Genomic DNA, 12,542 nt, shown 5'->3' on the forward strand with positions numbered 1-12,542 from the left:
GTTAATTTTAATAAAAATGGCTCTTTAATATGTGACTACCCTTTTCATGAAACTCTACCATAGCTAATTCTGCAAAATTCTTTATCCTTTGAGGTCTTTTCTCATCCATTTCAATATAATCATCCTCACATAGAATTACATTAATGCGATCGTATACAAAATTAGGGTTATCAATTTCTGTCTTGTCTATACCTTGGTGTAAGAGACTAATATAATTTTCTACCAACTGTGACTGGCTTTGCATAAATAAATCTATCAATCTTTTTCTGCCATTTTTTACCATCCAATAATAGAGACCCCATTTTTTTCTCTCTGAGTCCCCTTCAGTGAATTTTTTATAACCAGTGCCTATGGATAAAACCTCCAAATCCTTTAAATCCTTTCCAAATGCTTTCAATCCTTCAATCACGCCAATTAAAGTAGGATTATTCGCCATTATACCACCATCTACTTTATTATTAAATGGTCTATGCATGCCATCTAAATCTAAATATTCAGAAGAGTAAGGATCAAAATATGTTGGAGCCGCTGATGTTGCCATTGCAGCCTTGTAGGCCGGGATATGTAAATCTCTTTTAAAACTAGGATGGTAAGGAGATTTAAGAACGCTCGGATTCCCCTTAATCATATCATATATTGGAATGGCAACGTGTGTCAAACAGTCATTTAGTCTTGGGTCATCATCACCTTGAAAATATTCTTTAAATTTATTTCTGACCAAATCTTCTAATACTTCTCTTTTATGCGTAGCCCAAAAGATTTGCCTAAAAAAAGAATAGATTTTTCCTAGTTTAGAATACTTTGTCTTTCTGAATATTTTATCAGCGTTCTCTATATAAAGCTCATATATTTCTTGTGCAGGTATCCCAAGAGATAAAGCTAATGCAATAATTCCTCCTGTTGATGTGCCAGTTATTAATTGAAAATGGTCTTTAATTTTAGTTTTGCCATCATTCCTTTTAGCCAACTCTTGCTCTATCAAGGACAAATAATATGCAGGAAAGACTCCTTTGATTCCTCCTCCATCAATGGAGAGAATTTTAAATTTTTCGTTATTCATCCTTAAAAATTTTATCTAATGTTTCATTTGGATACTCATTATGTCCACCACCATACCATTTCCCTTCAGCTAACCAAAGCTCGTAATAATATAACCATTCACTCGCCCAAGGAATGATTGTATTTACAATTCTCATATTTGGCTTCCATTCCCGTTTTGAAGGCGAATACAAGCATAACTTTTGCTTGTCCGAATCATAAACATGTGGTAGTTTTTTTCTGTTCGGTGCTAATTTTAGAATTTTGTCAATTACATAGACTTCAGTGTATAAATTCCTTTTGTAAATAATCTTTATTTTATATTTTTCACTTAAGGGTGTTGGCTGCAATTCTATAGATATTTCAAAACTATTCCAGCTTTTCTTTAGAACCTTTGTATTTGGGAAAGCCTGCTTTAATATTTGCAGTTGTAGATAAGCAGGCATTCCAAAATGTTTTTTCTTTCTTCTGAAGAATTTACTTGCCATCTTTCCCCTCAAAATTGTGTTCTAGCACTTTCGAACCTACAGCACCTAAAAAACCTGTTTCTGTTGCCATTTTTCTACGACCCACATTTCTCTCCATAGTACTTACTTTACCATAATTAGCAAAAGCTTTATTGGTTACTGTTTTCCCATACATATCAGACATAGACTCACTTATATTTTGCAAACCTACACCCTGACTATTTCGAAGAATCTTTAGGTCTTCCTCAAGTTTGTCTAGCCATAAATAAAAATAGTCTTCTTTTTGTTTCACAAAACTCCACTTATCAGCGAAATTTTCTCCTGCATTATCCTCACTTGGCATATTAACTGGATTAGCAACCCATTTTTCCAATTTACCGGTTTCTGGATTTTCTCTTTCCTCAATTAAACCTCTCATTTTCATGACAATATTCGTGTACGCATCAATGATGTTTTCACTTTTGTCATATGCTCTACTCGCTAAGGTTGTTATGATTATTGAAATAGGCTTATTCTCACTATCGAATTTCTCTGAAGAAAACATAATATCTCTATGTCTTTTCAAAAGTTGAACTACCCTTTGCAACGGTAATTTTTCAGACTCAAAAACCCTAATTGGATCCACGGACTCCTTTAAACTAAAAATTCGTTCACTGCTCAATAAAGCCTTTTCAAAAAACCATTTTGCATACCCGAAAGGATTGCTTTTTAGCCAATTTTCTACATCTCTATCTGTGTTATAACCATTTTTTTCCCTGTCAGTGATTCTCATAGCCAAATTGTCTGTATCCAAACCGCTTCCTGTTCCGAAACTCTTTTCTAAGAGTATGGTTAGTCCTTCGTCTGCAAAAGAGGGTAAAATGTCCATATGATAACCAGCCGCATCAGCATATTTCAAAGTCCAACATCTTCTACCACCTTCCTCATAATATTCCTTATCGTCGTATTCCATTAACATATAGTCATATGTGCCGTGTTCTTTAAGTCTATTACCAATAGACTGTTTTAAATCCCTTTGACTCCACGAATCTGGCTTTCTGTTTAATCTACATACTAAGTCTACATCAATGTCACCATCTTCACAGATTGGTTTTATCAATGTTCCCAACATAAAAGACCCCTGAGGTATAATTTTAGGACTAAATTCTTTGAGTGGTGAGGTTTCATCTGCTAACCAATTACCTACCGTTTCGTAGCTTTTTACTACCTCTTCATATTGTGTTCTAGAAATATCAAGCTCTTTACCTAATCCTTTTAAAATCTTGCTAATTTCGGTTTTATATACAATTTCCATATCTTATCCTTTTGATTTTTTAGGGTCCATCGATCTCGGGTAGGTACGTTCTTCTTGAAAACCTCCTGAATTTTTGTGGATCTTGAGAGAACCACCACCTTGATTTTGAATAAAATCTCTTGCAGTTTTAATAGCCTCTGGCTTGTTTGCATCAATAACTTTAGAAGCGCGCTGCGCATTCTCTTTCTTTAGTTTGTACACGCCATCATCGTGTACTAAATGAAAATTCTTCATTTAATTTAGTTTTAATTTTGTAACAACGATTACGGACGTAATTACTTAAACCGCGAAAGAAATCTGGATATTTTGTGAAAAGAATCTTTGGTGTTATATTTGCACCATAAAATAATGAGTAGTACTCTTTGCGTTTTACTACTCACTTGATTTAAAAAGTCCTTCCGGTCGAATGTTGGGACTTTTTTCATGCTTAACAATGAGGCAATTAACTTTCCATATTGTTAAAATTATCTTAAATTGACAAGGTGTCATAATTAGCTATCTAAAAAATGTCAAATACAGATTAACGGTTTTAAAAACGCGATAACTTACATTTCATTTCCACGTATGTCGCTGACATATTTACAGTTAGGCAGCTTCATTATTTCCATACATCGAATTATTCTGAACATTGGTTTCTTGATTGCGCCATTCTTTTTTGCCTGACTGAATGATTTTAATTCCTGTAAAACCTAAAGTATTGCGCTCATCATCAACTGGATAGTTACTTATTAAAATACCGAACTGATACGGATTCTTTTTAAAGAAGATGTTTCCAAAATCGCTCTCTAAATTACAATTCCAGTTACGGTACACACGATTGCTGGTTTCATTATAGCCAGAAGCAATACGTACGGTCACACCTTTTTGCTTAAAGCGTGTTCCTTTTGTAGAAACATCGTAAAATGTCGATTCAAAATAATCTAGTAAACGGTGGTAGGCGCTGTCATCAATAAACGATAATGTTTCGCGTCCTGCTTCTGTAATTAGCTGGTTATAGCCAAGTGTCTCTATATGCTCTATGGGCGTAAAAGCACCTTCGGATTGCCCTTTAACGAATTTTGTATGAGTGCTCAAACCTTTCACATTACTATTAAATAATTGGTTGCGCCACTCATCATCCGCGAAAATCTCCCAATCTTGTTCAAATAGCGCATAATGCTCCAGTAAGGCTTTACTTGCCATAAGTTTGAAGTCACGATTTCTATGGTAGCCACAAAAACGTCCTGTAATTCCTTGCGCACCATTTGCCAATTGCTTGTCTCTAGGTTCTATTCCAAAACGAACTTTTTCTTTGATCATACCTAGATCCTTACCAGCGGTTAGTGCCTGTACAATTATAAGAACCACACGTTGTCCTCGTTTTAGAATGAGATCTGAAATTTCTTTAATGCCTTCATTAATGCTATAGTCGCAAGTAACGTCTGAACCAATGACTATAATGGAGCATTGATTGTTATATTTCTTTTTTAGCAACCTTCTTAATTCAGTGGCTCTCGTCGTATTTGATTCCCTAATAATACCTAATCCATTCTCGAAAGTATTCAGATGCCTAACATATTCTTCGGTTTTTGGATGAACCGAATACACTTCTTCGCCTTTCACTTCTTGTACTTGCACTGGTCTAAACCCATCTGGAATATCTTCAATAATACCGTCTTCTAACATTTCTGAGATCCCATAATATTCAGGAGATCGCACACCAACAATGACATCTACATCGGTAGCTCCGGTAAATTGTGCGTCTAAAATATCATAAGGAGTCGCGCTTACAGCTAACAATTTGATATCCGGCATACGATAGCGTAATTCAGAAAAAAATGCAGATTCGAATGAAGACTCCATTCCTGAACCATATTGATCCTCGTCGCGAACGATTAACTGTACGTCATACTCGTTCACAACTTTATGAGGGTTTGGATGGTTAAAAAAATCGCTCATCTTCATAACTTTTAACGTTGATGGCTTCATTTCTCTTGTCACACAGTCGTAATATTCTTGTTGCAGTACACGGCAGTTTTGCTCGTACAAATCTGTATCACGCATACTAGTGACAAAAAGAATAGACTCGTACTCTTTAATTATGCCGATTGCTGGTAAAACATAGTTACATAAAAAATAGATGGTTCCAGACTTACCACTTTGCATCGATGCAACGAAGGCCATATTTTGGTGCCCTTCCTTTACTGAAAGCCCAATACGGAGTGCGTTGATAATTTGATTTGGGAAGATTCCTGTTCGTCTCGAATTATGCAAAGTATCCACAATATTATCTTGTAGAGATTGTGGTGCATCTAATTGCTGGATTAGTGTTTCTATCTCAGCGTCCCAAAAATTTTGATAAGCAGTCATACGTACAGTATTTTAGATTAATACTGCAATACTAAGACTTAACTATGCGGTGTAATTGCACAGTTAAGAATTTTCAGGAAGCTACTGTTTAATTCGCCTTATTAAAATCGCCTACTATTTTAAAGATCAAATCGGCTTGTTGCGTTGTGAATACACCATCAATGCCCATGGAGTGATAATTTTTAAAAGGAGAATCATATAACTTGCTTGGCTCTATTTTTCCGTTGGTGGTGAGGAATTTCTTGATGGTATCCAAAAACTCTATCTGAATGGCATTAAATTGATAGTCATTAATGAATTGAGCAAAAGCACTATCGACCTTCTCTGGACTTAAGCCCATTAACGATACAATGAATGTCACAAGGCTAAACTGTGAACCCAATTCCTTTTCGATTGCTTCTTTATCAATGCCGCCTGAAAACAACATGTCTTCTAAAGCTTTGAGTTCGCTTTCGGTAATGGGTTCTCCTTTGCGAATTCTTGTAATCGTGATGTGATTTTCGTTATCTCGTATCAATTGCTCTAAACGATGGACATTGATCTGGAATGGCGATACGGCATATACTTCGCCTGTCTCATTTGAGTGATGACTTGTTTTTATGCCTTCTTCTAATATATAATCTGCAAAATCTGTGGTTACGTAACGCTGATCTACGGGATCTATATACTTTACCAATTCGCGCACTCCTTTTCTTAATTTCTCAAGATGCACGATGCCATCCACTTTCCAAAAGTCTTCTTCCAGTGGCATTTTGATGATGTCTTCCTTTGCTTTGACGGCAGGAATGGTCGTTTTCTTCAATAGTTTTTTGGAGGTTGACGCAATCTTGGAAATAGGAATTATAAAACTATTGACATATTCCTCGCTATTGGGAGTTTCTAGTCGTTTTGTGATCAATGTATATAATAACTTGTCATAGTATCGTGCCAAGTCGGTATCGCCTTGCTGTGGCTTTACTAGGGTTGCCAGTTCCTCTTCAATGCGCTTGATATCACGTTTAGATAAGTGATTCCAGATCTCGCGGTTATCATTACCAAACTCATGGACTATTTCCAATTTCATTTTGACATCGAACCTTTCAAGATTCAGTGTGGCAATTTCCCGATGCAAACCATCTAATAATTCAGTTTTGAAATCCTGTAATGACGTGTCATCTTTGAATTGAGGACTTTTTAAATATTCTGCAAGTTGCAAGCGCAGGCTGAATAAAATTTCGGTCAAACTCTTTTGAGCACTTGCATCAATACCTTTTGGATTTTCTTCAAAAAACTCAAAGTTTCCGCAGAGATCAAAAATCAAGAAATGCGATTTATCCTCCCCTACACCAAATAGATCGGGACGTAAACGCGAACCTCTCCCAATCATCTGCCAGAACTTAGCATAGGATTTTACAGGCTTATAGAATACCAGATTTACGCAACTTGGCGCATCAATCCCGGTATCCATCATATCTACCGAAATGGCTATTTGCGGTAAACGTTCTTTTTCTTCATCGCAAAACCGATTGATAAACTCTTTGGCTTTGGGTTCATTATGTGTAATAACTTTGACATAGTCATTACCAAACAGCTCTTTATCAAGTTCCATAAAGGTATCTTTAAGAAACTGTGCATGTTTTTGATTTTTGGCAAAAATGATGGTTTTACCCAACTCGTCCCCTCCTCTTTTTTTAATACCATGATCTAAAACATATTTTAGAGTTTCGATGGCTGTTGGCTTATTAAACAACCAACTATTTAACTCTGATGCCGAAATCCACTCGTTCCCTGTGGCTTCTTCGCCATCTAATATTTCATCTTCAAACTCTTCCTTCTCTTCCTCGGACAGCTCGCTGTACTTGATGCCGTGGGTTAAAAACTGAGTCGGTAAGGTAATTGTTCTGTATGGCGACAAATGCCTATTTGCTACTGCTTCGTCAAAAGTGTAAGCATCTGTTGGCGACTGGTCAGCCAAGCCAAACATCTGGTAGGTATTCCTATCTATTCTATCGATAGGTGTTGCGGTCAATCCTAAAAACAAGGCGTCGAAGTACTCGAAAATCGCTTGGTACTTTTTATAAATAGAACGGTGTGCCTCATCAATAATAATTAAATCGAAATGACCAACGCCATAAAAACGTGCTTCATCATCACGACTGCCATCGATTAATCCCATCATGGTTTGATAGGTCGAAAAAGCAAAACGCGCATCAGGATTGTCTTTTTCTTCTAATAAATTCACACTGGTATGTTCAGGTAAAAGCTTCACAAAGTTACGTTTGGCCTGATCAACAAGGCTGGTTCTATCGGCCAAAAACAAGACACGTTTTGCCCAATTACATTCTAACATGACTTTTGAAAATGCAATAGATACTCTAGTTTTACCTGTTCCTGTGGCAAGTACTAATAAGGCACCTCTATTGGTGCCAATCAGTTTGCCTGTGGTTTTATCGGTACCAGCGAAATGCTCTGCGATACTTTTAATGGATCGCATTTGGTAGGATCGCCCCGCAATATCCGTATCGATTGGCGCCAAGCGGATATCTTTACGATGTGTACGCCGGAACATGGCCGTCTGTAATTCGGCTTTGGTATAAAAACCATGAACTGGTCGTGATTGCTTGTAAAACTGATCGTCCCACAAGTAAGTTTCATAACCATTACTGTAATACATGATGGGGCGACGTCCGTGCATTTTCTCCAAACTATCTGCATAAAGCTGTGCTTGGTTTTCGCCTATGGTAACGCTTTCTAAAGTCCGTTTAGCTTCTATGAGCGCCAATGGCAATCCGTCATCATCCCAAAGCACATAATCCACATAGCCCGTCTCAGAGACGTTGGTAGATTTTGGCATGTACTGCACTTTGTATTCCTTATCGTTAATGCCATTTAAATCCCAACCCGCTTCACGCAAAGCGAGATCTATGATATATTTACGGGTTTCAGCTTCGTTACGCGGATGATGCACCTCATCGGCCGTATTGGCTTCTACTTTATTGGCTTGTAATTGTGCTTGTAAATCGTCTATCTGCTTTTTGAAGAGTTCGTTTTCATAAGCAAGCAATTGTCGTTCTTCTTCTTTAGCTACTAATTGTGCTTGATAGGTATTGAGTTCCTTATCAAGTTGGATTTGTAATTGTTGGATTTGTCTTTTAGAAAGTGCATTGGCACCTTCTCTAGGAATTATTTCGAAATCAAAAATACCAGTATCCTCATAATCTTCCTGCGCATAAGATCTACCAAACCATTTGGCATAATAAAATAAAGCTTCAATAGCATTGTGGGCATCTGCGTCATTTACAGGTTTGTTGTGTGATGCCAAATTTCCAACTTTACGAATAATATGAAGGTCATTATACAGTTTATGGTTGAACTGTTCTTTAAACTGTGTTTGCACCATGAGACTGTTTAAGCTGGTATCATAAGGTGTTTCTAGTTCGGCATCATTGGCATACATCCAATTGATGGCTTCTTCCAATGCCATGCGACTATAGACCAATGAGGTACGCGGGTCTGTAATGACCGATTGTTCTGCCTTAACCGCTCTGTCAAAAAAAGTGGCAAACTCGTTTTTAAGAAACTGGAAATTCGAATTCATAAACTCTAAAATGCTAAATGGTTCTAAATCTAATCAATTTATAGTGAATACTCCTACAGTTAATTCCTTATAAAGTTCTAGGATCTAAAGGTTTTTACACGTCCTGAAAGTTTTCGGGATCACAAATTCAACAGCTCCTGAGAATACCGCTTTAAATTATTTACTAGAAATTTCATGAATGTAGCGGACTTTTAGTCTGGTTAAATATCTTCCACAGTTTCTTCCACAGTTCTCACTAATATTAATACCGACATTTATCATGTCGATTATCATGTCGGTTATCCTGTCATTTGTACCGACGTTTCTTCCGAACCTTACTCCTATAGTTTCCATGACATTTACCCTGACATTTATCCTGACACTTATCCTGTGATTTCTACCGACGTTTTTATTCTCTATTTATCAACTACTTGCCAATATCCTCCTTTATTTGGGCCTATTCGTTTTAATTTTCCTTGCTTTTTTAATTTATCTATGTGATACTCTATTCCTCGTCTGGTAATAAGAGTATGAGTTTCAAGTTTTTTAACAGTAATAATTGGCGTTTCTTTCATGAGCCTTAAAATAGTCTCCACAGTTTCTTCCACAGTTTTCATTGACATTTACCCTGACATTTTACCCTGACATTTTCATTCACTAGTTATCAATCACTTGCCAAAAACCACTTTTGTCTGGTCCTATTCGTTCAAGTCTATTTTGCTTTCTCAATTTTGAAATAGTTCTATAAACAGTTCTTTCCGAAACCTTTAATTCGTTGGCTAGCTCAGGGATTGTTATATGCTTATTTTCGATCATAAACTGAATAATTTTCCTTGACATTACCCCTGACGTTTCTTCCGAACCTTCTTCCGAACCTTTTATAGAAGAATCTTCATTCATTTCTTCTATAGGAATTACGATTTTAAATACGTCGCCTTCTGTAAAAGTAGGTACTGCCCCTGGGGTATAAAGTTTAAGTAATTTGTAAGTATTGCGCACACCAGAACCTAATTCATCCACCCAACCAATTTCTTTAAAGAATTTGGCGATGATGGGATTTTTAGGAAATGGGGAAAAGTTGGCAGGATCTATCGCTCCGCTACCGTGTGGCTTATTCCAATTTTCGGTGCGCACTTGGTTTGCTTCAATAATCAACTTTGCAGGAAAGGGATTGGTATATTCTCTATGCACCAATACATTCCCTATAATCTCTCTAAACAGATGATCACGCAGATTCACTCGTTGCCCGTTAATTATTGTAAACTTTTCGGGGAGGTGTTTTGCGATGAATGCCATTAAGCGCTCATAACTCTCAATGATATTTGTACGCACATCGTCACGATCGTCATAGCGGTCGGTGTTTGTTACACGCTGGATCGCGTCTGTTTTATGATGGGGCAATACGTTTTGAATGCAAACATCTGTGCCAAAAAGCAAGACAGCAGCAAGCGTATAACCTTCATTACCCGTTTTCATATCCCGCTTAAACAGTCCTGCCGAACGCAATAACTCTTCATTATCCATCTCCAACCATGGGTGCGTGGGTTGCTGGCTTCTCGCCAGATTTCTTACTTTATCAAAAAGGCTTGGTTTGAAATCTGATATTTGAACAAAGGGAAATACTTGATTTTCTGAATAGCTATTCTGCTTGGACAAGTATAACTGAGCCACCAGATCTGAGTTTTTTGAAATATTAAAATCGCCATCCTGGTTGCGATCAAATATTTTTCCTCGCGTAGCGTGCACCTGCGAACTTTCTGGTACATAAACGACAATAAGCTTTTTGCCTTCTATCGTAACAACCTCAGGCGACAGGTAATATGGCGGATTTAAACGCTCTGGATTATTAGCACTGGTCACAATATTGTCTAAAATATTTTGTACTTGACTTTCTTGTACGCCAGTGATTGTTTTATCATCATTTACTCCTAAAATGAGATACCCACCACTACGATTTAAAAACCCACAAACAGAATCAAAAGCGTCTTTGTTAAGACCAATACTCGCCACTTTGAACTCAACTTGAGTCCCTTCTCCCTGATTTATTAAATTTTGCAGTCTTGTTTCTGTCATAATTTATAAAGATACCATTGTATCCGCGCTTTCAGCATCTCAAAATATTCGTTGCCGTTTATGCGATGATTAAGTCATTTAATCGTTTCAAATCTTCAATTTTTTGAAGCTATTGTTTTTCTAAGCTTTTTTACTTTACTCTCCTCTATTTTTTTAATAGCGTTGACCATCAAAACATGGAATCTAGCCCAGCTTTTTCTCGATTGCTTTTTGATACTATTTCCTCCATTAAATTCATAGAAAGATACATTCGCTTTTTCAACATAACTCAAGTAATTCCCCCAATCATAACGATACGTTTTAGTTTTACCATTATAAATCTGTCGTCTTTTAGCTCCTTTGTATGTAAAACGTTTGAACAATGAACTTTTATAAATTTCATCATCGGTAGTATGTGCATTGATAGCTAAAGAAGAAGCTCTTTTAAAAGCACGCTTCATAGACCGATTAAATTTTGAATAACCAGCGGTTTTAATTAAAACACGTTGTCCGTCATATTCAAAACCTAAATACTCTAAAGCTTTATTTTTTTCTTTATTTGTGACTTCATCAACTTCATAACCTTTAAACTGACCTGCCTGTTGTTGAAAATGATAGACTTTCGTTTTTTCAGGTTGTATTTCAAGCTTTACTTTGTTTGCAACTAACGCACGTAAATGATCAATAGCTTCTTGTTGTTTTTCTCTTGGAACTACAATGACTAGGTCATCACTATACCTCTGGTAAAAGCCTTTAACATCATCACTATCTATAAAGTTTTGAACTTCTTGATCAAAATCTAACATATAAATATTAGCTAGTGTAGCACTCAACGCAGTTCCTTGAGGAATCCCTTCAGTTCTTGTAGATTTAGATATTAAGTTGACACTGTTTTTTAAAAACTCATCCTTATCACAGTATGCGATAGCGTTATTTTCTTTTAAAAAACGCTTATGCTTAATTGCTTTCTGTTTTAGCTTAGGCGTCTTTGGATCGTTTTCCGTTCTCGTTTTAACCCATATTCGATCTTTATAATTTCTGAACAGCAAGTCTTCATTTACATATCTCATATCAATTAGAGATTTATAAACCCTAAAATGATCATCAGGAAGTGTGTTTGAGCCATCCCAAACTTCTGACCATTTTTGTTTGAGTATTTTGTGATCTAAGTTATCAAAGAACTTAGTAATATCGGCAACGATAACAGTAAGATCCTCATCTTCCTTATCCTTTATAAATTGAAACGTTTCTAAAGCAAAATCAACATTACATTTGTTCTTCCCCTGTTTGCCTTCAATTTCAATTTTACGATAGGCTACTACAGCCTTATCAAAAGTTTTCGATTTTAATAATGTGTTATATCTATCAGAAAGCAGGTAACTGTAATAGGAATAAATTTGAGCATCAAAATGACTTGCAAAGAATATTTCACGAGCTTTAGGTCTTATTGCCTTAACCCGAGTTCTTTTTTTACTTTTCTTATTAAGTAAACCTGTTGTATTTGCTCTAAATTTTCTTTGAAAAATAGTACGGTGTAAAAATGGGAGAAAACCATGTCTTTCAATTTTATTAGCATCCGTGATGTAGTTCTCCAATTTAGAGGTGTCTTTACGCTCTAATGGAAAACCTATATGAGGATACTTTTTAAATTTTATCCAAGGATGTTCTTCTTCTTTTTTCATTTTAAAAATAAGGGTCGAGATTAGCTAGTAGCAGGCTTGTGATTGAACAATGCTCTATCGACACTTTCACCAGTTATGGTTATAATGTCGCTACACTTTTCAGG

General features: G+C 36.3%; 9 protein-coding genes. All 9 read right to left on the reverse strand.

Annotation, left to right across the window (positions count from 1 at the left end; genetic code table 11):
* Positions 1-7: 7 nt before the first annotated feature.
* Positions 8-1,060, reverse strand: coding sequence for a CBASS cGAMP-activated phospholipase (locus tag JEM65_RS14610; RefSeq protein WP_199600996.1), 1,053 nt, complete (start codon positions 1,058-1,060; stop codon positions 8-10).
* The gene (locus tag JEM65_RS14615) at positions 1,053-1,526 is read right to left on the reverse strand and encodes a hypothetical protein (protein WP_199600998.1); all 474 of its coding nucleotides are present in this window, start codon (positions 1,524-1,526) and stop codon (positions 1,053-1,055) included. The genes JEM65_RS14610 and JEM65_RS14615 overlap by 8 nt, the downstream gene beginning before the upstream one ends.
* Positions 1,516-2,799 (reverse strand): nucleotidyltransferase domain-containing protein, encoded by a 1,284-nt coding sequence (locus JEM65_RS14620; protein WP_199601000.1) that lies wholly within the window; start codon positions 2,797-2,799, stop codon positions 1,516-1,518. Before JEM65_RS14620 ends, JEM65_RS14615 begins: the two co-directional genes overlap by 11 nt.
* Before the next feature lie 3 nt (positions 2,800-2,802).
* Positions 2,803-3,033 (reverse strand): DUF2188 domain-containing protein, encoded by a 231-nt coding sequence (locus JEM65_RS14625; RefSeq protein ID WP_199601002.1) that lies wholly within the window; start codon positions 3,031-3,033, stop codon positions 2,803-2,805.
* Between the two features lie 351 nt (positions 3,034-3,384).
* Positions 3,385-5,148, reverse strand: a complete 1,764-nt coding sequence (locus JEM65_RS14630) for a hypothetical protein (RefSeq protein WP_199601004.1) — start codon at positions 5,146-5,148, stop codon at positions 3,385-3,387.
* A gap of 88 nt (positions 5,149-5,236) precedes the next feature.
* The gene (locus JEM65_RS14635) at positions 5,237-8,725 is read right to left on the reverse strand and encodes a DEAD/DEAH box helicase family protein (protein WP_199601006.1); all 3,489 of its coding nucleotides are present in this window, start codon (positions 8,723-8,725) and stop codon (positions 5,237-5,239) included.
* A 395-nt stretch (positions 8,726-9,120) separates the two neighbouring features.
* Positions 9,121-9,327: a hypothetical protein gene (locus tag JEM65_RS14640; protein ID WP_199601011.1), complete on the reverse strand. Its 207-nt coding sequence runs from the start codon at positions 9,325-9,327 to the stop codon at positions 9,121-9,123.
* A gap of 34 nt (positions 9,328-9,361) precedes the next feature.
* Positions 9,362-10,777: an RNA-binding domain-containing protein gene (locus JEM65_RS14645; RefSeq protein ID WP_199601013.1), complete on the reverse strand. Its 1,416-nt coding sequence runs from the start codon at positions 10,775-10,777 to the stop codon at positions 9,362-9,364.
* A gap of 95 nt (positions 10,778-10,872) precedes the next feature.
* Positions 10,873-12,438: a reverse transcriptase domain-containing protein gene (locus tag JEM65_RS14650; RefSeq protein ID WP_199601015.1), complete on the reverse strand. Its 1,566-nt coding sequence runs from the start codon at positions 12,436-12,438 to the stop codon at positions 10,873-10,875.
* Positions 12,439-12,542 lie beyond the last annotated feature (104 nt).

It is taken from the genome of Gelidibacter salicanalis, assembly GCF_016469035.1.
Classification (GTDB): domain Bacteria; phylum Bacteroidota; class Bacteroidia; order Flavobacteriales; family Flavobacteriaceae; genus Gelidibacter; species Gelidibacter salicanalis_A.